We start from the raw sequence: 22,555 nt of genomic DNA on the forward strand, positions 1-22,555 counted from the left end.
TAAAGGAATCAAGGTATACTATTTTCATAGGAAGGGGGATTATAATATGAAGAACCCATGGCGTTTTTTTATCGTAGTAGAATCATTACTTTTTATATTGGCTTTATGGCAAATTATACATAACCCAGGCTTGGCAGTATTGTTGGCACTGGGTATCTTAAGTGCTGTTTACGCACTGAAAAAAGTTCATCGTAGTAATTTTAATAATTTTCAACTAGTATTAGGGATTATTCTGATTTTGATCGGGGTAATGAATAGTCCTGCATTTTGGTTGATGTTAGTGTTTGGTGTTTTGTTTATTGGCTTAAAAGGGGTAGAAATTGCGGGTGTTGATATTACCCAGCGTGCTCCTTGGAGGAAGAAACAAATGATCATGGTAGAAACAACAAATGTGGAACCAAAGAGTGGTCGACGTTTTAAGCGGCCATGGTTTGCGAATGAACGAATCGGCAACAACGTCTATGAATGGGATGACATCAATATCGATGTTCTATCTGGTGATACGATTGTGGATTTAGGGAATACATTACTTCCTAAAGATGACAGCATCATTATTATCCGTAAAGGGTTTGGCCGTACTAGAATTTTAGTTCCATTAGGTGTTGCAGTGATGTTGGAACATTCTACTTTTTATGGAAATGTTAACTTTGAAGAAGAAAAATATCATTTGAAGAATGAATCATTAAAGGTTTATAGTAATGACTTTGATACGAATAATCGCCGCTTGAAAATCATTACAAACACGTTAGTTGGAGATCTAGAGGTGATTCGCGTATGATGGGTAGGATTTCTCGACAGATGCTTTCCTTATACGCTGCTTGTAGCACATTTATCGTTGTTTTGCTTACATTATTTTCATATTTCCATTCAATCAAGCAAAAAAATTGGATGTTGGAATTACTTCAAAGGAAAGTCTTTTATATTCCTTTGATTTTCCATATGCTATTGATTTCTCTTTTAGTTGGATTGTCGACCTTTTTACTCGTATCTATTGTACAAAAGGCACAATATGGTAGAATTGAAGAAAAACTTAGATTGTTGGCAAGGGGAAGCTATGAAAATCCTATCATTGCAAAAGGCGTACCACATGCTAGCAATGATCAATATATTGGTGAAGTGGATCAAGATATTTTAAAAATCAGAACAAAATTATTGGAAATGTCGAAAGAGTTGCAATTATTGAATAGCCGTCCACAAATGATGGATGGAGAGACCAAAGAAGAAATTTTAGAAGCTGAACGCCATCGACTGGCTAGGGAATTGCATGATTCTGTTAGTCAGCAGTTGTTTGCTGCGATGATGATGTTGTCTGCCTTGAATGAGCAAGCGCAGCGTAGCGAAACACCAGAACTGTTTCGTAAGCAGTTAGTAACAGTGACAGACATTATCAACGCTTCTCAATCTGAGATGCGTGCTTTATTGCTTCATTTACGACCAGTAAGCTTAGAAGGGAAAAGTTTGCGCAAGGGAATTGAGCAATTATTAAAAGAATTGCAAACAAAGATCAAGATCGAATTGACTTGGGATGTAGAAGATGTACATTTGAACAATAGCATTGAAGATCATTTATTTAGAATCGTTCAAGAACTATTATCCAATACACTTCGTCATGCGAAAGCCAAAGAACTGGAAGTCTATCTTCATCAAGTAGACAAAAATGTTTTATTGCGTTTAGTTGATGATGGTGTAGGGTTTGATATGAGTGAAAATGACAATAAAGCAGGTAGTTACGGTTTGAAAAACATACGAGAACGTGTAGCTGGTATGGGTGGAATCGTTAAGATAATCAGTTTTAAAGGTCAAGGAACAAGTGTTGAAATCAAGGTGCCTGTAATAAAGGAGGAAATAACAAGTGATCAAAGTAATGTTAGTGGATGACCATGAAATGGTGCGATTAGGAGTATCCTCTTATTTATCGATTCAAGAAGATATCGAAGTCATTGGAGAAGCTGAAAATGGCCAAATCGGGTATGAAAAAGCGCTAGAATTACGGCCCGATGTGATTTTAATGGATTTAGTCATGGATGTGATGGATGGTATCGAATCAACAAAAGCTATTTTAAAAGAATGGCCGCAAGCACGAATCATTATTGTTACGAGTTTTATTGATGATGAAAAAGTATATCCAGCAATTGAGGCTGGAGCTGCGGGCTATTTATTGAAGACTTCAACAGCACATGAAATCGCAAATGCCATTCGGGCAATTTCTAGGGGAGAGCGTGTGTTAGAACCAGAAGTGACAACGAAAATGATGGAGCGGTTGACTAAAAAACAAGAGCCTGTTTTACATGAGGACTTAACAAACCGTGAGCATGAAATACTGATGTTGATAGCCAAAGGTCGCAGTAATCAAGAGATTGCAGATGAGTTATTTATTACACTTAAAACAGTTAAAACGCATGTGTCAAACATTTTAGCAAAATTAGACGTTGAAGATCGAACACAAGCGGCTATTTATGCATTTCAGCATGGATTAGCAAAATAAAAAGATTCTGAGTGAATAAGGGATACGTACCTTATTCACTTTTTTCTATTAAATAATCCGTTAGCTAGAGTAGAAGCATACAATTAGCTATATTAGTTTGCTCAAACAGCAACCATTGTTTCTGTTCAATTGTATATCTGTTTGTTATACTTAAATTAAATTTAATGCTAGGAGACGCGAATATGAAACAAAATTTTGCAATTATTGGTTTAGGAAGATTTGGTGGTAGTATCTGTCAAACCTTGATTGAATCAGGTCAAGAAGTATTAGCCATTGATAGTAACGAGGATCGAGTAAATGAATACATGAACATTGCAACCCATGCAGTTGTAGCAAATGCACAAGATGAAGCAACATTACGCTCTTTAGGGATTCGTAACTTTGATCATGTTGTTGTGGCTATTGGTGAGGATATTCAAGCCAGTATCTTGGTTACCTTGATGGTCAAAGAAATGGGCGTTCCCAACGTTTTAGCGAAAGCTGTAAATGAATACCATGCACGAGTGTTAGAGAAGATTGGCGCTGACCTAGTTGTTCATCCAGAACGTGATATGGGAATCAGAGTAGCGCATAAGTTAGTTTCCAGAAATATTTTAGATTATATTGAATTGTCAAATGAAGTTTCATTAGCGGAAGTTCGTGTTTCTAATCCAAAATTTTATGGTAAAACATTAGGGGATTTAAACTTTCGTCAACGTTTTGGCTTGACGGTCGTTGCAATTCGTCGTTCAAAATCCGAAGTGATCGCTTCTCCCGCGGCTGAAGAAATCGTTCGAGAAAATGATAATTTACTCGTTGTTGGCGAAACAGATGATGTTGATTTATTAGACGAAAAGATGAATGAGTAAGTTCAAGCACTTTATTCTCTGAAAATCAGACTCTATGCTAAAATGACAAGAGTGATATGTAGCTTTACAGGATAGCATTTTGGAAAAGAATAACATTTATTTGCGGCTAAAAGCGCCACAAACAGATTTTCTTACTTTTCTGTCAAAGCTAGGCGGGCCCATTTAGCTTGTATACTTAGGAGGAAATTAAAGATGAAATTAACAATTACACCAAATGCTCAACAATGGTTTAAAAATGAAATCGCTGTTAGCTCAGATAGTGGCATTCGCTTTTATGGTAAAATTTATGGTAAGACAGATGTTCATGAAGGTTTTTCTATCGCGATGTCTGTGGAAGCACCTGACCAGCCTCTAGTCAAAGAAGTCATTGATGGGATTACGTATTTTATCGAAGAAACAGATGATTGGTTTTTTAAAGGGTATGATTTATTGGTGGATTATGATGAAGAAAAAGATGAACCAGAATATAAATTTGCTAAAAATGAAGAGGATTTAAAACAGTAGGTAGATTCAGAATCAAACATAAGTTAGGGTTGATTCTGATGATTACTTCATAAATTTTAAGTGGCTGATTTATGACTTTTATCGTCATGGATCAGCCACACTTACTTTGTGTTACACAAATGATTAGAGCGAAATGGTGTTTCGCTTAACCAGCTAAAGTAGTTGATTTTGCTGTATATCGTTGATGTAAAATATCAATAAGTCCAACTTGATAGTCTAATGCAGGTGACAGTGGAATGATTTGAAAATTATCCTTTTGTTTTACTTTATCAGGGAGTAAAAGCTTCGACGCTGCTATGTAAAAATCGTATTCTTCATTTGAAGTTGAAGAAACAAATGAGACGGAAACAAACGCAATTTGCTCCAAAAAATCATAGAGAGATTGCAAAAAAATAGCATTAGGTGAGAGGATAATACCAACACTTAACTGATATTTTGGGTTGCTTCGTTCGTAAAAAGGTAGTAGTAAAAACGAACAAATGTAAACTAAATCTTCTAAACAATTTTTTATCCAAGAAAAATCTGGCAGTAAAATAATTTCGTTTAAAAAGGCTCTGACCTTTGCCGACAATGGAATATACAACGGATTCTGTTCTTTGATACACGATTCCATAAAGTTGATGGTAAGTGGTAGTGAATCTTTTAACACAGAATGATTGAGAAAAGTAGTAAAAATATTGATGTTTAGTAACACTTTTTCATCATTTGATAGTCTATTCTCTGAAAATAGTGGCAGATAAAAAGCTTCAAACCGTTCAATTAAATTACCAAGAGGTTGCTGTTCACTTTTCAGGTACTCTTTTACATAGATGATTCTAGGGTCATCTGCATAAAAATAAATATTCCAGTAAAACATCATAAACGAAAGAAATGTAGTTTCTCTTTCTATGAAATGCTGTGGAACCTTTAATTTTTCCAGCTTTTTTACAAAAGACTTACTTGTTCTTGGAAAGATTAATTGTTTAAATGGCGGTTCGATAATGAAATGTTTTTTTTGTATTCGTAATTGAGAAATAGTGGTTAATAGATACCATTCTCTAGGTTCTGTATAAGTCATCCATTGATGATCTTCTGGGTCAAATAAATCAACGCCTCTTTTGGTTTCATCAAGCGCTAAAAAAAGATCTTCTCCGTATGATGCAATCCAAAAAAAATTTAAATAGACAATACGAATTAAGTTTTCTTTTCCAGTCATTTGAAGTTTTGAGCAATTTAGCTGGATATCAAAATCCTTTAAATAATTGATTAGTGGTTGAAGTCGGCGAATAATGGAAGCTCGGCTGATAAAATGGTCTCTGCAAAAATGTTCGATTGTGTAATTTTTCTCTAAAATTGTTGCAAGTAAGAATCTGTAAGGTAAACTTTTACGAAACAGAAACTGAGAATATGGAATATCGCGTAACTTTGATAGCTGAATATGTACTTTTCCTTGGTCTGTTAATAACGCTAATCCTTGCTGTTCCATAAGATCCTCATGAATCTCAGCAAATAACGAATTTAATCGAGCGTATGAGAAATCTGTAAACTGTTCAAAATAATGAACACTATATGTACCATCTGCGGTGGCTAATAATTGGTTAAAAACACTGATTTTACGTTGAGCAACATCATCTAACAAAATGTCTTCTAGCATATTTAGTCTCCTTCTAGTAATATTTTTTTATAATAATTAAAAGTTATATATTTCACAAAAAAAGATATGTCATTAGTTGAAAAAAGATTTACTCTCTATATAATAACCATTTAAACTGCTTATTTCAATCAGAAAATAAAGTTAAATCAAAAATGTAACAATTATTTAAAGTTACATTAACATTGGATTTGTATCCCTTAATTCTTTTCATAATAAGGGTTTTGTTTTTTTATACTTTGAATAATTAAAAAATATGTGTTATTTATATTTCAAATTTTTGTTTTATAGCAATATCTTTTGTTATATGTAAAGCAGAAGTAGTATGAATCAATTTATGCATGTTTTTTTTATTATTCTGTAAAAGATGTATGTTATAATCAAAAAAGAATATTTTTTGGAGGAAAATTCATGTTATCAATTATTGTTCCTTGTTACAATGAAGAGGACTCAATCCCGTTGTTTTTTGAAGAAGTAGAAAAAGTAAGCGCACAAATTAAACAGGATATAGAATACATATTTATTAACGATGGATCAAAAGATCAGACACTAAATACACTAAGAAAATTATATAAGAAACATCCAGAGAAAGTTCGTTATCTTTCTTTTTCCAGAAATTTTGGGAAAGAAGCTGGATTATATGCTGGCCTTAAAGAGGCTAGAGGCAGTTTGATTACGGTGATGGATGTGGATTTGCAAGATCCACCAGAGCTGTTACCCCAAATGATTCAAATGTTAGAGGCTAACAAAGATTTAGACTGTATCGGTACCAGACGTGGAGATCGTGAAGGAGAACCTGCAATCCGTAGTTTCTTTGCTAGAATGTTTTATAAGTTAGTTAATAAAATAGGAGAAACTGAAATGGTTGACGGAGCTAGGGATTTTCGGCTTATGACACGCCAAATGGTGGATGCAATTTTAGAGTTGACTGAATATAATCGTTTTTCAAAAGGCATTTTTAGTTGGGTCGGTTTTAACACAGAGTATCTTTCTTATGAAAACCGCGAGCGCGTAGCTGGCGCTACCTCATGGTCATTTTGGAGCTTACTAAGCTATTCGATTGATGGAATAGTCAATTTTTCGGAAGCACCGTTAAATTTGGCTTCGTATGTTGGCGCATTCTCGTGTATGGGATCAGTAATCGCGATGCTTGTTATTTTCTTTAGAACTATTATTAAAGGAGATCCTACTAGTGGTTGGCCATCTATGGTTTGTATAATTCTGTTTGTAGGTGGATTGCAGTTACTTTGTCTTGGGATAATTGGGAAATATATTGGAAAAATTTTCATGGAAACAAAAAAAAGACCTATTTATTTAGTGAAAGAAACTGAAAAAGACCAACAACAATAAAGCGGTAGGGACCGAAGCGTTAACTCCGAGAAATAAGAGGGAGCTGTTTTTGCTCCCACTATTTATTCGGATTCCTTGTGGCTGGGGTGTGACTCTTAGAGTGATATCCCAGCCACTCTTTAGTTTAGTAACCTTGATGCAAAGTAATTTCATTTTTTGCTAAAGTACCATCTTGAAGATACTGTCTAAGGTTTTGCATGAAAATTGTCAGTAATTTAGTTTTAAATCCAGGAGTTAAACCAGAGATGTGTGGACTAATCAGCACATTATCCATTTCCCACAAAGGACTATTTTCAGGTAGAGGCTCTTCTTCAAAAACATCCAAAGCAGCAAAGCTTAGTTGACCTGAATTTAAAGCATGAATCAAATCATTTGTATTGACTGAAGGGCCACGACCGACATTAATGAAGACAGTCCCCGTTTTCATTGCAAGAAACATTCGTTGGTTATACATTTGATAAGTGTCGTCTGTTAAAGGCAGTATGTTTACAACAATATCCATCTCATTCACAATACGACTCATATTTTTATGGGAATAACACTCAATAAATCCGTTTGTCACGTGCCCAGAAGTATTAACTCCATATGTTTGAATGCCTAAACCTTGTGCAAAAATAGCAAGTTGTTGGCCGATATGTCCAGTTCCAACAATTAACATTTTTTTCATAGAAAGCTGCTGATAGGAAATATTTTCTCGTGTCCATTCTTTTTTTGCTTGGTTATTGATGCTAGTACGAATGCCTCGGAATTCAGTCAACAAAACGCCCAAAACATGTTCTGAAATTGAAATACTATGAATACCGCTGGCGTTGGATAACAGTATATTTTTTTCAGCAAAGCGGTCTAAATCGTATGTGTCTACGCCAGCAGAGATCGACTGTACCCATTTTAAACGGCTTGTTACAGAAGATAAAAGCTTTTGTCCTAATTCTTTATCCCAGCCTAACATAATCTCAATATCATCTTCGTTTATTTGTAGTGATTCTCTTTTTGCATCAACAATTATATAATCAGAGGTACTTTGCCTAATCGTTTCAACTTGCTCTTCTTTCATTTGTTCATAAAGATAGATTATTGGTTGTCCCATATTGATTCCTCCTTGCTAGTTCATTGTAACAAAAAAGTACTTTAAACAAAAAAAGATTGAACTATTAACAGGCTCAATCTTTTTTATTTAAAGCTTAAATTATATTTTTTCTCCACGAGCGTATGCTGCTGCAAGGAGATCAACTTCTTTTTTCAATTCGTCAACCATGATCTCTTCTGGCACCGTTCGAATGATTCTCCCTTTTTTGAAAAGCATGCCTTTTCCATTTCCGCCAGCAATGCCAATGTCCGCTTCGCGAGCCTCGCCTGGACCATTGACCGCACAGCCTAAAACGGCAACTTTGATTGGTGCTTGAATTTTTTCAATATAGTCCTCGATTTCATTGGCAATTGGAATCAAATCAATTTCAATACGTCCGCAAGTCGGGCAAGAAATCAATGTGGCTGCATTACTGGCTAGACCGAAAGCTTTTAAAACCTCTTTTGCTACTTTGATCTCTTCTACAGGATCAGCTGACAAGGATACACGACAAGTGTTCCCAATACCGCGAGAAAGTAAAGAGCCTAGTCCAGCAGCTGACTTTATCCCACCAGAGAATTTTGTTCCTGCCTCGGTGATTCCTAAGTGTAAGGGATAATCGAATGTTTCAGCTGCCAACGTATAGGCATCAATCGCCAAAAGAACATCACTTGCTTTTAGTGAAACGATGATATCGTAAAATTCTAAATCTTCAAGTATTTTAATATGTTCAACTGCACTAGCAACCATTGCTTCAGCAGTTGGATAACCATATTGTTGTAAAAATTTCTTTTCTAAAGAGCCTGCATTTACACCGATCCGAATTGGAATTCCTTTGGCTTTACATGCTGTAACGACCTTTTCTACACGATCTTTACGTCCAATGTTTCCCGGGTTGATCCGGATTTTATCAACCCCTTGTTCAATTGCTTTTAATGCTAAACGGTAATCAAAGTGAATATCAGCAACTAAAGGAATAGAAATTTGACGTTTAATAGCACCTAGCGCATTAGCAGCGGCTTCATCTGGAACCGCTACACGCACGATTTGACAGCCTGATTCCTCCAAGCGCTTGATTTGAGCAACTGTCCCTTCAATATCATGAGTTTTCGTTGTACACATACTTTGAATAAATAATTCATCACTTCTGCCAATCGTCAAATCGCCGACCTTCACTTGACGAGTATTTTTACGATGAGTCAATTCTCCCATAATTCATTCTCTCCTTAATTACTGTTCTGTTTATTTTATAGCCTATTTTGTGTTCTAGCCTTAATTCATGGTCTATCTTATCATAATTTCTAAAGTAGAGAATGTAAGAAATGTTTAAGATTCAAGCATTCCTTTTTTCGTTTTAGGCCAATGGTGGTTCTTGCCGTTTTTCATTTCGAACAGCAAAAAAGAAAACGAGTAAAGAAATAAAAACAATCAAAAAACTGTCATCAAAAGATTGGTTGACAAAATGTAGGACACTACTGATGATTACAGGTAATGTCATGCTGTAAGTTGCAATCTTTAAGCAATCCAAAAAGCGTAATTTATATAACCGGAGTTTGCTATAAAGATTGGCTCCTATTGTAATCATGAGTAAATTGATGACGAGATTGATAAAGGTTGGGTAGAGTGTGAAAATAAAAATAACTAATTTTATCCAAAATGGCATACTCGCTTCATCCAAACCTTGTTTTAAGTCTTGACTATTTAAGCCATCTAGTGTTCCTTTTGAATAAGGAAATTCAAATTGATTGGCCCCTAATAATGAGTCTGCAGCTCCAGAATTAGGTAGTGCGACAACAAATTTATCTTGTAAGAAACCTAAGCTAACGGCCGTTCCAACTGAATCAGCTGTAACGTCACTAACCGTTCGTTTTCCAGCTGGATCAAAAGTGAAAATGATTGAGTTTGTTTGGTAAATGAATCCTTCGACATCATCTGCTGCATGCAGTTTACCGTCGGAAATTTTAAATTCGGGTAGTTTTGCAGCGATTTTTTGTCCATCCTCTTTGATATCTTGCATGATAGAAAATAGTTGTTTTGTGAGTGGTAAAGCCAGAATGATACTTAAAAAAATAGCATATAAAATAACTTTCCAAAACGGCATCTTTTTTGCCTTGTTGAGATCAGTTACCTGAAATAGTGAGCGTCTAAATAGTGTAAATGAGTTCATACATTCTCTCCTGACTTCAAATTGAGTATACACGTCATTTTAAAGGAGTTATCAAGGAAAAACAAGTTTTGCTCAATTTTTGTAAGCAATTACTTTGAAGGTTGCCATAAAATCTGTTATGCTATAAATGTATGAAAATAGAGACTTACATGGAGGGATTTTTTTATGACTTACACTTTACCAGATCTACCGTATGCTTATGACGCATTAGAACCTTATATTGATGTAGAAACAATGCATCTACACCACGATAAACACCACAACACATATGTGACGAACTTAAATGCAGCAATCGAAAAGCATCCTGAGCTTGGCTCTAAATCAATAGAAGACTTAATTGCTGATATGGACAGCATCCCTGAAGATATTCGTACGGCTGTACGTAATAATGGTGGCGGCCATGCTAACCATGCATTTTTCTGGGAAATTATGGCACCAAACGCTGGTGGTGCACCAACTGGCGAAATTAAAGAGGCAATTGATGCTACTTTTGGTAGTTTTGATAAATTAAAAGAAGAATTTAAAACAGCTGCAACTGGTCGTTTTGGTTCTGGTTGGGCATGGTTAGTTTTAAATAATGGTACATTAGAAATTACATCAACTCCTAACCAAGATTCACCTTTAATGGATGGTAAAACACCTGTTTTAGGTTTAGACGTTTGGGAACATGCTTATTATCTAAATTACAAAAATGTACGTCCAGATTACATCGACGCATTCTGGAATCTTGTAAATTGGGATGAAGTAAATAAACGCTTCGCAGCAGCTAAATAAGGTACAAAAAATAAAATTTTTAGAAACTTTTTGAGGAAAACAGTAAATTACACTGTTTTCCTCTTTTTGTTTGTGGCATACTAATAGTTAGGAATATTAAATGAGATAGAAAAGAGCAAAGGAGTTTTGTGATGAATATAGCGATGCAAAAAGTTCATGGGTCCGGAAATGATTTCTTTTTAATAGACGAAACACAATTAGAACGCCCTTTTACTGACAAAGAAATCGATGCGTTACGCACCCATTTATGTGATAGAAAAACCGGGCTGCTTAATGGGGCAGATGGCTTATTGCTAGTTGAATCCGTAATAGGTGGCGAGTCATTAGCTAAAATGCGTGTCATCAATAGTGATGGTAGTGAAGCGAGCATGTGTGGCAATGGGCTGCGAACTGTTGCTAGATACTTAGCTGAAAAATACGATCAAGAATCATTTACTGTTGAAACGATGTTTGCTGAGCTAAAAGTACGTCAAGCTAAAAATTTAGCAGAAAAAATTGCGACTTATCAAGTTGAGATTTCACCTGTACGCTTTGAAGCAGAAGCAATCCCAATGAAAACTAAAAACAATACAATCATTGACGAAAAAATTTCAGAATTATCTAGTAAGTTGACATTTTCGGTTGTAGCAGTTCCTAATCCTCACTTGATTACATTTGTAGATCATCAAACGCTAATGGGCGATGAATTTGAGAGAATAGCAACGTATGTAAATGGAGACAATCCGATTTTTCCTGATGGTATCAATGTAAGTTTCGTAGAGATTTTAGGAAACAATAAAATTTTTGTCCGAACGTTTGAACGCGGAGTTGGCTTTACGAATGCTTGTGGAACCGCTATGTGTGCGAGTAGCTTAATGTATGTCTTGCTACATGGGGGAAACTTTGGTGAAACGATTACTGTCAAAAATACTGGAGGTTTGGTAAATACTGTAGTGCATGAAGAAAATTCAGATGGTTATTGGATGGAGTTGATTGGTAATGCAACAATTACACATGAAATATCTGGCACATTGTCTGATTTTACAAAAGCACAGTTTAAAAAAGCAAGTATAAAAGAAACAAATGAGCAAGCAGATTATGAGAAATTTTTAAAATCTATAAAATAAATAATCGACAAATATAGAGGGTTGGTATGTCCAAAATATAAAAGTTCGTTATTTAGTTATGCTTAAAAGGAGTGTAGTAGTGGTAAAATTCGAAGGGTTTGGTAGAGACAAAGCGAAAAGGTTTATTTACATAATTGTGATTATCGGTTCTATTAGTGTCTGTATTTTAGGAATAAGGTCTAATATCAATAAAGAATATCAAAGAAAAGTTGACTACGCAAAATCAACTATAAAAAGTGAATCTGCAAAAATCAAACGGTTAGATAAGCAAGTGAAACAACTGTATCGAGAGGATCAGGAAGACTTTTTAATGGAACCAATTGATGAAGAAAAATTAAAAAGTATCGAAAGAGATATCCGTACACTAAAGAAAGAAGCTGTAGATTTTGGCTTGAAAGATGAGGATTTTTCAAGCAATTTTGTTGAAGTGATCCAAGGAGAAAAAGAACTATCAACTAAAATAGAGGATTTTAACCGTAAAAGAACAATACAAAAACAAATAAGTGAGCTATTAGTTAAAGCGCCAGTTGATTGGACAGCGAATAGTCCTAATATTGTTATCAATGAGACGGCATCAACTGCAACGATTTCACAGATTCGTAATGAGGTATCTAAAAGTGAAAACAATTGGACCAAAGCAATGAGTGCATTGTTAGATGAAATGGATACTCAGGTCAAACAATATACTGAATTAAGGCGAACCATTGAAGCAATGATTCAAGATGGTGCATTGACAAGCAGTATGACGGTGGAAACTTTCTTTCTCGCTATTAGTCAGTTAGAGTTAGTTAAAAATGAAACCCTGAGACAAGAACTAGCTAATCAACTAGATATAATTGATAGTCTACTTAAAAAGCAAGCGCTCGGTGAGGTAGTGACTAATCAAGAAGAAGTTTTACCAAGTGAATAAAGTGATTATTAGAATCTAAGCGATCAATAATTTGAAGAATTGCTCAAATTATTGATCAATATTCTTGACAAATAATCTTGTAGTGGTTTCATTTAAAATTTATAATTATTTATATGCAGTTAACTGGAGGAAAAAATGGAAGAGACAATTAGTTTACAAGAATTAATCGGAGTATTAAAGAAACGCGTTGGTTTGATTATTGTTAGCATGTTTTTAGGATTGGGAATTGCTGGTATTTTGACTTATTTTGTAATTACTCCTAAATATAGTTCACAAGCACAATTAATCGTCCGATTACCACAAAATGAAACAACCAATGTCAATGATATTAATGGGAATTTACAAATGATCAATACGTATAAAGATTTGATCAAAAGTGATACCGTAATGTCTGAAGTACAGCAAAGAATGAAAGGTGAACATGATAGTGATTTGTCTGTTGAAGACTTAAAAGCAAGCATTTCAGTGAATCAATCACAAAATTCACAGATGTTTTCTATTGTTTCAAAGGTAACAGATCCGCTAGTGGCACAAAATATAGCGAATCAAACAGCTTTAGTTTTCCAAGAGCAGGCTAAAGATATGGTGAATGTTGATAAGATATCGATCATATCTGCCGCAACAGCAAATATGAATCAAGTTTCACCGAATGATAAACTAAACCTGCTAATTGGTTTGGCTCTAGGTATCATGGCTGGTATCGCAGTAGCATTTATTTTAGAACTATTTGATAAAACCATCAAAGATGATAGTTTTGTGGAAGAAGGACTTGGCTTTACAATACTAGGTATTGTCCCAAATATGACTGCTAAAGAACTAAATGCCAAATTAGTCCGAACGCCATCACCATCTGAAGACCATGCTGGTGATTCTAGAAGTATAAATAAAGAGATACCTAAAACTATGACAAACGAAAATAGTAAACCAGATACTACTACGTCGCCAGTACGTAGAAGCCGTCCACGGGTTTAAAGGAGTATAGTATGACAAATATAGTGAGAGCTCAAAAAAAGCAAAAAACAAAAGCAGTAAGTTTGATTACTTTAGCAGATAAATCATCACCGATTTCAGAGCAATATCGAACAATTCGTACCAATATTCAATATGCTATGGTAGATAGAGACTTAAAAACATTAGTAATTACTTCATCTGGTCCCAGTGAAGGGAAATCTACCACCTCAGCTAACTTAGCGATTGTATTTGCTAATTCAGGCAAACGAGTTTTATTAGTAGATGCAGATATGCGTAAACCTACAGTAGCAAAAACCTTTGCCTTAGATAATACTCGAGGATTAAGTACTTTACTAGGTAGCCGGGAAACAATGCTGCATCAAGTTGTCCAAAATTCTGGAGTAGATAATTTATTTTTGATGACGAGTGGACCTAAGCCGCCTAACCCTTCAGAGTTACTGGACTCTAGAAGAATGCAAGAGTTGATTCATGAATTAAAACACCAATATGACTTGGTCATTTTTGATATGCCACCAGTCGTAGCTGTGACTGATGCACAGATTGTTGCATCAAAATCAGATGGTACGATTTTAGTAGTTCGTGAGAACGTATCAAAGAGAGATTCTTTATTAAAGGCTAAGAGTTTATTGGAAATGGTTGATGCGAATATCCTTGGCGTTGTCTACAATGGCTCAAAGAATATAGAAGATCAAGGATACTACTATGGTTCATAATAATTGATGAGGAAGGAAAAAGCCAATGATTGACTTGCATTGCCATATATTACCTGGTATTGATGATGGAGCAAAAACGATCGATGATTCACTTGACATGGCTAGTATGGCTGTTAAACAAGGAGTCACACACATTCTTTGTACACCTCATCATAACAATGGAAAGTACGATAATCCTGCTAGTCAAGTGATTTCTCAAGTAGCAGCATTACAAAAAGAATTAGATCAACGAAATATACCTCTTGTCTTGTACGAAGGGCAAGAGGTCAGGATAAGTGGAGATATAGTGGAGCAGATCCAAATGGGAGATATTTTATTTGCTGATCTTACGAATCGTTACATCTTGATTGAGTTTCCAAGTAACGATATTCCTGCATACACAGAACAATTGTTTTTTAGGTTATTGGAATTAGGGCACATACCAGTGATTGTTCACCCAGAGAGAAACAGTAAGTTTATTGAAGATCCTAATAGACTGTTACCATTTTTGGAAATGGGTGTGTTGACTCAAATGACTGCACCAAGTTATGTTGGTATTTTTGGGAAGCAGATCGAACGTACTGCGAAAAAGATGGTTGCTCATAATATGGTATATATGGTTGCTTCTGATGCCCATAATATAGAAAAACGTGGTTTTTTTATGGAAAAAGCGTTTAAGGCAATTGCGAAAGACAGAAGTGTAGAGCAGGTTGCAGCAATGCAACAAATGGCTAAAGATATCTTGAATGGAGATGATGTTCAAAGACCGGAGTTTAAAGAGATTAAAATAAAAAGGTTTGGTTTTTTATAAGAAAGAGTGGGTTTAAAGGATGTCAAGAAAAACAAAAGTGTTGGTATTACTGTTGGTAGATTCATTAATAATTTTGTTAGCTAATATATTTTCGTATTTTTACTTATTACCATATGTTGAAATTACATATAATTTTTTGAATAAAGCTGTTGTTGCACAGTTAGTTTTATATATCTTTTGGGGTTTTGTTTTGAAAGTATTTAATCGAATTAATCGTTATACGAATCTTAGTGAAATGAGCGCTATTTTTGCAACAACTACTATAACTTTTATGCTTGAATTTATCTTTTTATTTCTGACAGATAAATTTTATGGCCATAGGTTTATATTAATGACATATTTAGTCGCTACATTCTTCATCATTTCGAGTCGGCTAAGTTGGCGTTTGATTATTGAACATCAAAATAAAAAATGTTCAATAACTTCTGCTGCAAAAAAAACGCTGATTGTTGGTGCCGGTGAGGCAGGAAGAATATTATTAAATAGTTTGGTTAATTCTACAACGAATGGTGACATTGATGTTGTTGGATTTATTGATGATGCGCAGGATAAGTTTCACACATACCTTTCTGGTGTACGTGTACTAGGAAAAACAACTGAAATTCCAGCTATTGTAGAAAGTCACAATATTGAAATGATTACGATCGCAATTCCTTCTCTTCAACCAAAGGAATTACAAAGAATCTTAGAAATAGTAACTCCCTTAGGTTTGCCTATAAACTCTATGCCTGCATTAGAAGAAGTAGCTTCAGGAAATATCACGATATCTAGACTAAAAAAAATCGATGTCGTTGATTTGTTAGGTCGTGAAGAAGTTAAGTTGGATATTATTCAATTGACAGACCAATTAACAGAAAAAATAATATTGGTTACAGGTGCGGGAGGTTCAATAGGTTCAGAAATATGTCGTCAAATAATGAAATTTTCTCCTAAACAACTATTGATTTTAGGTCATGGAGAAAATTCTATTTACCTTATCGAAAGAGAGTTAAGGCGTATTTTTTGTGCACAAAAAACAGAAATTATTCCTATTATCGCTGATGTTCAAGATAGAAAAAGAATGTTTCAAGTTGTTGAAAGATATCGACCAGAAATTATTTATCATGCAGCAGCACATAAACACGTTCCTTTAATGGAGGAAAATCCAGTAGAAGCTGTTAAAAATAATATTTTTGGAACTAAAAATATTGCCGAGGCGGCAAAAAAATATGATGTTGAAAACTTTGTGATGATTTCAACAGATAAAGCTGTGAATCCACCAAATGTGATGGGGGCTACTAAGCGAATAGCTGAAATGATCGTAACTGGTCTTAATAATGGAGGAAATACAAAGTTTTGTGCAGTTCGTTTTGGAAATGTTTTGGGAAGCAGGGGAAGTGTTATTCCTGTTTTTGAAGAACAAATTCATGCGGGGGGCCCGCTAACGATAACTGATTTTAGAATGACACGTTATTTTATGACGATTCCAGAAGCGAGTCGTTTAGTAATACAAGCAGGGGCACTAGCTAGAGGTGGGGAAATATTCATCTTGGATATGGGGAACCCTGTAAAAATATACGATTTAGCAAAAAATATGATTAAACTTAGTGGCTATAGAGAAGATCAAATTGAAATTGTCGAAACAGGCATTCGACCTGGTGAAAAGCTGTTTGAAGAGTTGTTGGTAAATAAAGAAAAAAATTCTGAACAAGTATTTGATAAAATATTCATTGGCAATGTTAGTGGTTTTGATATGGAAACAGTTGACTCTTTTGTTAGAAGTCTACTATTTGATGATAAATCAGTATCAGATAAACTAATAAATTTTGCTAATGAATCTAGTAAATAAATGGAGGAGTATAATGTATAAACAAAATTTGAAACGAATGATTGATATCATTTTATCAATGTTAGGATTGATTATATTATCGCCTTTATTTTTAGCTATTATCATTGCCATAAAGCTTGATTCAAAAGGTCCAGTTTTTTTCAAGCAAAAAAGATTAGGGATTGATAATTCTCATTTTGTTATATATAAATTCCGTACTATGAGAGTTGATACACCTTCAGAAAAGCCTACACATTTATTAGATAATCCCGGTTATTATATAACAAAGGTTGGGGAAATATTAAGAAAAACAAGTTTGGATGAATTACCTCAAATTATTAATATTTTGAAAGGTGATATGTCTGTTATTGGACCTAGACCAGCTCTTTGGAATCAATATGATTTAATTGAAGAAAGGGAGAAGTATGGGGCCAATTGTATTCGACCTGGGCTAACAGGATGGGCTCAGATCAATGGTAGGGATGAATTAGAAATAGCTGAAAAAGCAAAATTAGATGGAGAATATGTAAATCAATTGTCATTTTTAATGGATGTAAAATGTTTTTTTGGTACATTATTATCTGTGTTTAAGTCAGAGGGAGTTGTTGAAGGTGGCACAGGCGTTATCAGACAAAAACGAGAAAAACATAACAAAGGTATTACTGGTAGGAAAGAATAGTTATATCGGGAAAAGTTTAATGCACTATTCACCAGACGATATATGCTTTAAATCAATAAGTGTAAGAACAGATAATTGGAAAGATATGGATTTTTCTGAGTTTGATTGTATTGTACATTTAGCCGCTATTGTGCATAAAAAAAAAAGAATGGACGAGAAAATCTTTTTTCAAGTAAATACTGATTTAGCTATAAAAATTGCAAGAAAAGCCAAAAAGGATGGAGTACCTAATTTTATTTTATTTAGCACTATTGCGGTATATGGAGACGTTAGTCCAGAGACGGATTTAATTACAAAGGACACTAAATTAAATCCTAGTTCTTTATACGGAGAAAGTAAACGGCAAGCAGAAATGGCTATAAATGAATTGTCTTCAAAATCATTTAAAGTAGCTATAATCAGACCTCCAATGGTCTATGGAAAAAATTCACCAGGAAATTTTTCTCTATTGGAAAAATTAGCGCTGCATTGGGGAATATTTCCTAATATCACTAATAGTCGCAGTATGATTTACATTGAGAATCTATGTTATTTAATATATATCATTATATCTAATAGATTAGATGGAACGTATCTTCCGCAAAATAAAGAATATGTAGTTACTAATAATTTAATTAGCCTAATTAGAAAAGAACATAGAAAAAGAACGTACTTTATTTTAGGTAGGTTTAGTAGATTTATTTTTTCCTTATTATCATTGAGTCTGATAAAAAAAGTATATGGAGATTTAATGATTGACCAATCATCAAGTGATTTTGAATTGGACTATAATCAAATTTCTTTTCAAGGGAGTATTACAGCTACACAGAAAAAATAATTGCGAGGTAAAATAGGAATGGAATTTTTTTCGTTTGATGATATAACGCCAGATAAATTACGCGCTCTCCAGCTAAAGGAACTTGAGATACTTTGTTATTTAAAGAAAATTTGCTTCGAAAATGAGCTGACATTTTTTTTAGCTGGTGGAACGTTAATTGGGGCTAAAAGAGAAGGTGGTTTTATCCCTTGGGATGACGATATTGATTGTTTTATGTTGAGAGAAGATTACGAAATATTGACAAGAAAATGGAATGAGATTGCTGATACTAGATTATATTCACTATGTAGAACAAATAAAACTGAAAATTATCATCATACAGCAATGTCCATAAAAGCTAACAATACTACATTCATAAATACTCATAGTCAAGATGTTGATATAAACCATGGTGTATCAATTGATATAATACCAATTGATATTGCTCCTAGATATAAGCTTGGAAGAATAAAACAAATACTCTGTGCGTTTATTTTCTCTGTTTATAACGCACAAAGAATACCTAATAACAAAGGAAAGTTTTTAAAATTATTAACAGGGATCGCATTAGCTATGGTACCAAGTAAAAAATTAAGGTATCTACTATGGAGTAAATCTGAAAAAGAAATGAGTAAGTGGACTTTGGAAGATGGAGATTATTTAGTTGAATTAGTAACAGGACCTAAAGCCATTTTTAGATTATTAGAAAAAAAATGGTTTCTGGATGTTTCTATGGTACCATTTGAAACAGATTTTATGCCAGTAGCTATTGGACATGAGGAGTATCTTTCTTTAATATTTGGTGATTATATGAAATTGCCACCAGAAAATGAACGATATCCTAAGCATGATATTGTCTATGTTAATTTAAATGAACCATATAAAAAGTTTAAAGGGGTATATTACAACAAATAAAAATAATGGAGGAGAAAAAATATGAATGTTGGTTTAATATTCGCTGGAGGAGTAGGGTCGCGCATGAAAAGTGACTCTATGCCAAAGCAATTTTTGGAGTTGGATGGGAAGCCTATAATTATATACACTTTAGAAATTTTTGAACAAAATAGAAACATTGATCAAGTTATCGTAGTTTGTAAAGAAGAATGGATAGAATATTTAGAGAGTTTATTATCAAAGTTCAATATAAAAAAAGTGTTGAGTGTTATTTCTGGTGGAAAGACTGCGCAAGAGTCTCAGTACAGGGGGCTTTTGGAGATCAAACAAAGAATAGTGGGATTGAAAGATTGTATTGTTTTAATACATGATGGTGTAAGACCGCTTATTAACGATGAAGTTATTAATGATAATATCAATTCCGTAAAAAAATATGGTGCTACTATAACTGTTAGCCCAGCTATAGAAACTGTAGTTTATATTGATGATAAGGGAAAAGTAAGTGAAGTTTTGGAGAGGTCTAATTGTAGAATGGCTAAGGCACCTCAAAGCTTTTGGTTTGAAGAAATAATGTCATCACATAAAAGAGCCATAGAGGATAATAATCATAAGTTCATTGATTCTGCGTCTTTAATGCAATATTATGGATTTTCGTTATCGACAGTAGAAGGTGAGCCGGAGAATATAAAAATAACAACACCTGCTGATTTTTATATGTTTAAAGCATTGATTGAAGCAAGAAAAAATGAAAAAATTTTTAGTTAGAAAGGAAGACAAAAAGATATGGACTCAATATTTCATCAAGATTTAGTCGATTCAATATCTGCTTCACGTAAGGAGCTAGCATTTTTTTCTGGAAAAACTTTTTTCATTTCTGGTATTACTGGATTAATAGGTTATCAGTTTGCGATGACTATTCTATACATGAATAAGTACCTAGGAACAGATTGTAAAATAATTGGTTTAGCTAGAAATAAAGAAAAATTTGACAACTTATACAGTCAATATGAATCATTAGGTATTGAAGGTGTCTTTCAAGACATAGTTGAACCACTTAAATGTAATAAAGAAATTGATTATTTTCTTCATGCAGCAGCTACTACAAAGTCATCATCTATAATTGAAAATCCAATTAACACGTTTTTAGATATGATAGAAGGAACCAAGAATATATTAGAATTAGCCTGTAAGAATAAAAATTCTAGAACAATATATCTATCTTCTATGGAAGTTTATGGTCAATTTGATCATTATACTGTGGTGAAGGAAGAAAATCTTGGTTACTTAGATTTAACAAATGTTCGTAATGTATATCCAGAAGGAAAAAGAGCTTGCGAATTACTATGTTCTTCTTATTATAAGGAGTATGGAGTAGATACTATGGTTGCAAGGCTTGCACAAACTTTTGGTTCAGGTGTCGATTTAAATGATGGGCGTTTTTTTTCTCAATTAGCTAAAAGTGTAATAAATAAAGAAAATATTATTTTAAATACAAAAGGAAATTCAATTGCTAATTATTGTAATTCAAGGGATGTTGTAAGGGCGCTCTTATTACTTTTTAATTGCGGAGAAGCGTCAAATATCTACAATATATCTAATCCTGATTCAACCGATAGTATAAAAAATGTTGCAAGTATGGTATGCAGAGAAATAGCTTTAAATCAAATAGAGTTGAAATTTCAGATATCACAAGAAAAAAAGTCGAAATATCCAGAAGATACAAAAATCAAATTAGATATAAAGAAAATAGTTGATTTAGGATGGCAGCCAAAATTTTCATTACAAGAATCATTTGAGAAATTGATTTTTAGTATGGCTGAGAGGATGAAGTAAATCGTGAATTTTGCAAAGTTAAGACAACAAATTTTTAAAATGAGAAAAAGAGATTTGTTTCCATTAATCAAACTTATTTTGACTTATATACCTGGTAAACTGTATAGGCTATTTAACTCGGATGTCTGGGTGATTACTGAGTATGAGAATGATGCAAGGGATAATGGGTATTGGTTGTTTAAATATATAAGAGAGACTTATCCAAACAAAAAAGTTTTTTATCCAATAAACTTTGAATGTAACGATTTTAATAAGATAAAAAGTTTAGGAAATTATATCAAGTTTGGTGGGATTAAACATTATATTCTTTTTTGGGGATGTTCAAAATTTATAGGAACAACTAAATATTACGGTTTTCCATATGGTCGTATTTGTGAAGATTTAGTTCAGTGGGATTTGCATGATTTTAAAAATATATTTTTGAATCATGGAGTTGCCAGAGGATATTCATCAATAGTAGATGCTAAAAATACGAACTACGACTTGATTATATCTATGTCTGAAAAAGAGAAGGAAATTTTAATAAAAGCTAATTTTCAATCATCTGAGAAAGTAAAAGTAGTGGGTTTTTGTAGATATGATAGTTTAAAAAACATTATATCAGATAAAAAAAAGATTGTGATTATGCCTACGTGGAGAAACTGGCTAGATTTTAGATTGGAAATAGATGAAAGCAATAAAGAGAAAATAACAAAGCAGTTTTTAGAGTCAAAATATTATAAGAGTTTTTTTAGTCTAATAAACAACAGGTCATTGTTAGATTTTCTTGACAAAAATGATATTGAATTAATTTTTTATTTGCACGGCTATGCACAAGTATATAGTGATTATTTTTATTCAAGTAGCAGTCGGTTACTTGTTGCTTCCAAAGAAGAGTATTTTGTACAAGATTTATTAAAAATATCTGATTTGTTAATCACAGATTATTCCAGTGTAACTTACGATTTCTGTTATATGAAGAAACCAATGATTTACTATCAGTTTGACAAAGATGAATTTGAAGAAAAGCAATATGCTGAAAGTAAATATTTTACCTATGACAAAGATGGTTTTGGACCTATCGTCGATACGGAAGAGAATTTAGTAATCATGATAAAAGAAATGTATGAAAAAAACTTTGAACTTGAAGATGAATATAGAGTTCGCATAGATGAATTTTTTAAGTATGATGATGAAAAAAATTGCGAGCGTAACTATTTAGAAATTTTAAATTTGTAAAATTACTATGAGG

Annotated in this window: 23 protein-coding genes; 19 read left to right on the forward strand and 4 right to left on the reverse strand. The window is 33.6% G+C overall.

All coding sequences use genetic code 11. The annotated features are described in order from the left end of the window. The first annotated feature begins 46 nt into the window (after positions 1–46). The 5 genes from liaF to I580_RS15970 all read left to right on the forward strand — a co-directional run bounded on the left by liaF (position 47) and on the right by I580_RS15970 (position 3,837). A complete protein-coding gene (liaF, locus tag I580_RS15950) occupies positions 47–778 on the forward strand; it encodes a cell wall-active antibiotics response protein LiaF (protein WP_010770928.1) in 732 nt (243 codons plus the stop codon). Further along, positions 775–1,878 (forward strand): sensor histidine kinase, encoded by a 1,104-nt coding sequence (locus I580_RS15955; RefSeq protein ID WP_010770929.1) that lies wholly within the window; start codon positions 775–777, stop codon positions 1,876–1,878. The genes liaF and I580_RS15955 overlap by 4 nt, the downstream gene beginning before the upstream one ends. Continuing rightward, positions 1,853–2,485: a response regulator gene (locus I580_RS15960; RefSeq protein ID WP_010770930.1), complete on the forward strand. Its 633-nt coding sequence runs from the start codon at positions 1,853–1,855 to the stop codon at positions 2,483–2,485. The genes I580_RS15955 and I580_RS15960 overlap by 26 nt, the downstream gene beginning before the upstream one ends. Before the next feature lie 182 nt (positions 2,486–2,667). Continuing rightward, positions 2,668–3,333, forward strand: a complete 666-nt coding sequence (locus I580_RS15965) for a potassium channel family protein (RefSeq protein ID WP_010770931.1) — start codon at positions 2,668–2,670, stop codon at positions 3,331–3,333. A gap of 192 nt (positions 3,334–3,525) precedes the next feature. Further along, positions 3,526–3,837: a HesB/YadR/YfhF family protein gene (locus I580_RS15970; protein WP_010770932.1), complete on the forward strand. Its 312-nt coding sequence runs from the start codon at positions 3,526–3,528 to the stop codon at positions 3,835–3,837. 145 nt (positions 3,838–3,982) lie between these two features. On the opposite strand, the gene I580_RS15975 is transcribed toward I580_RS15970, so the two are convergent. Continuing rightward, on the reverse strand, positions 3,983–5,470 hold the full coding sequence (locus tag I580_RS15975) for a helix-turn-helix domain-containing protein (protein WP_010770933.1): 1,488 nt from the start codon (positions 5,468–5,470) through the stop codon (positions 3,983–3,985). Between the two features lie 408 nt (positions 5,471–5,878). On the opposite strand from I580_RS15975, the gene I580_RS15980 reads away from it, so the two are divergent. Beyond that, positions 5,879–6,817 carry a glycosyltransferase family 2 protein gene (locus I580_RS15980; RefSeq protein ID WP_010770934.1) on the forward strand — a complete coding sequence of 313 codons (939 nt, stop codon included), beginning with the start codon at positions 5,879–5,881 and terminating at the stop codon, positions 6,815–6,817. Between the two features lie 124 nt (positions 6,818–6,941). Here I580_RS15980 and I580_RS15985 read toward each other — a convergent pair whose 3' ends face one another. The 3 genes from I580_RS15985 to I580_RS15995 all read right to left on the reverse strand — a co-directional run bounded on the left by I580_RS15985 (position 6,942) and on the right by I580_RS15995 (position 10,050). Further along, positions 6,942–7,904 carry a phosphoglycerate dehydrogenase gene (locus tag I580_RS15985; RefSeq protein WP_010770935.1) on the reverse strand — a complete coding sequence of 321 codons (963 nt, stop codon included), beginning with the start codon at positions 7,902–7,904 and terminating at the stop codon, positions 6,942–6,944. A 99-nt stretch (positions 7,905–8,003) separates the two neighbouring features. Further along, on the reverse strand, positions 8,004–9,095 hold the full coding sequence (ispG, locus tag I580_RS15990; protein WP_010770936.1) for a flavodoxin-dependent (E)-4-hydroxy-3-methylbut-2-enyl-diphosphate synthase: 1,092 nt from the start codon (positions 9,093–9,095) through the stop codon (positions 8,004–8,006). Between the two features lie 142 nt (positions 9,096–9,237). Then, on the reverse strand, positions 9,238–10,050 hold the full coding sequence (locus I580_RS15995) for a DUF1189 domain-containing protein (protein WP_010770937.1): 813 nt from the start codon (positions 10,048–10,050) through the stop codon (positions 9,238–9,240). Between the two features lie 165 nt (positions 10,051–10,215). Between I580_RS15995 and I580_RS16000 the strand changes: the two genes are divergently transcribed. From I580_RS16000 to I580_RS16060, 13 genes are all read left to right on the forward strand, one after another. Next, complete coding sequence (locus I580_RS16000) at positions 10,216–10,824, forward strand: superoxide dismutase (RefSeq protein ID WP_010770938.1); 609 nt, start codon at positions 10,216–10,218, stop codon at positions 10,822–10,824. A 131-nt stretch (positions 10,825–10,955) separates the two neighbouring features. After that, entirely contained in the window at positions 10,956–11,930 is a 975-nt protein-coding gene (gene dapF / locus I580_RS16005) for a diaminopimelate epimerase (RefSeq protein WP_010770939.1), read from the forward strand. A gap of 79 nt (positions 11,931–12,009) precedes the next feature. Then, positions 12,010–12,840: a hypothetical protein gene (locus tag I580_RS16010; protein ID WP_010770940.1), complete on the forward strand. Its 831-nt coding sequence runs from the start codon at positions 12,010–12,012 to the stop codon at positions 12,838–12,840. Positions 12,841–12,975: 135 nt separating this feature from the next. Continuing rightward, a complete protein-coding gene (locus tag I580_RS16015) occupies positions 12,976–13,812 on the forward strand; it encodes a YveK family protein (RefSeq protein WP_010770941.1) in 837 nt (278 codons plus the stop codon). 11 nt (positions 13,813–13,823) lie between these two features. Next, positions 13,824–14,525: a CpsD/CapB family tyrosine-protein kinase gene (locus I580_RS16020; RefSeq protein WP_010770942.1), complete on the forward strand. Its 702-nt coding sequence runs from the start codon at positions 13,824–13,826 to the stop codon at positions 14,523–14,525. A gap of 25 nt (positions 14,526–14,550) precedes the next feature. Beyond that, positions 14,551–15,315, forward strand: a complete 765-nt coding sequence (locus tag I580_RS16025) for a tyrosine-protein phosphatase (RefSeq protein WP_010770943.1) — start codon at positions 14,551–14,553, stop codon at positions 15,313–15,315. Between the two features lie 19 nt (positions 15,316–15,334). Continuing rightward, positions 15,335–17,143 (forward strand): polysaccharide biosynthesis protein, encoded by a 1,809-nt coding sequence (locus tag I580_RS16030; protein ID WP_010770944.1) that lies wholly within the window; start codon positions 15,335–15,337, stop codon positions 17,141–17,143. Between the two features lie 13 nt (positions 17,144–17,156). After that, the gene (locus tag I580_RS16035) at positions 17,157–17,801 is read left to right on the forward strand and encodes a sugar transferase (RefSeq protein WP_010770945.1); all 645 of its coding nucleotides are present in this window, start codon (positions 17,157–17,159) and stop codon (positions 17,799–17,801) included. Continuing rightward, positions 17,734–18,618, forward strand: coding sequence for an NAD-dependent epimerase/dehydratase family protein (locus I580_RS16040; RefSeq protein ID WP_143141734.1), 885 nt, complete (start codon positions 17,734–17,736; stop codon positions 18,616–18,618). The genes I580_RS16035 and I580_RS16040 overlap by 68 nt, the downstream gene beginning before the upstream one ends. An 18-nt stretch (positions 18,619–18,636) precedes the next feature. Beyond that, a complete protein-coding gene (locus tag I580_RS16045; RefSeq protein WP_010770947.1) occupies positions 18,637–19,512 on the forward strand; it encodes a LicD family protein in 876 nt (291 codons plus the stop codon). A 21-nt stretch (positions 19,513–19,533) separates the two neighbouring features. Beyond that, complete coding sequence (locus I580_RS16050; RefSeq protein WP_010770948.1) at positions 19,534–20,256, forward strand: IspD/TarI family cytidylyltransferase; 723 nt, start codon at positions 19,534–19,536, stop codon at positions 20,254–20,256. Positions 20,257–20,274: 18 nt separating this feature from the next. Continuing rightward, on the forward strand, positions 20,275–21,324 hold the full coding sequence (locus I580_RS16055) for an NAD-dependent epimerase/dehydratase family protein (RefSeq protein ID WP_010770949.1): 1,050 nt from the start codon (positions 20,275–20,277) through the stop codon (positions 21,322–21,324). 3 nt (positions 21,325–21,327) lie between these two features. Then, positions 21,328–22,542 carry a CDP-glycerol glycerophosphotransferase family protein gene (locus I580_RS16060; protein ID WP_010770950.1) on the forward strand — a complete coding sequence of 405 codons (1,215 nt, stop codon included), beginning with the start codon at positions 21,328–21,330 and terminating at the stop codon, positions 22,540–22,542. The last annotated feature ends 13 nt before the right edge of the window (positions 22,543–22,555 follow it).

Source organism: Enterococcus caccae ATCC BAA-1240 (assembly GCF_000407145.1).
GTDB lineage: Bacteria > Bacillota > Bacilli > Lactobacillales > Enterococcaceae > Enterococcus_L > Enterococcus_L caccae.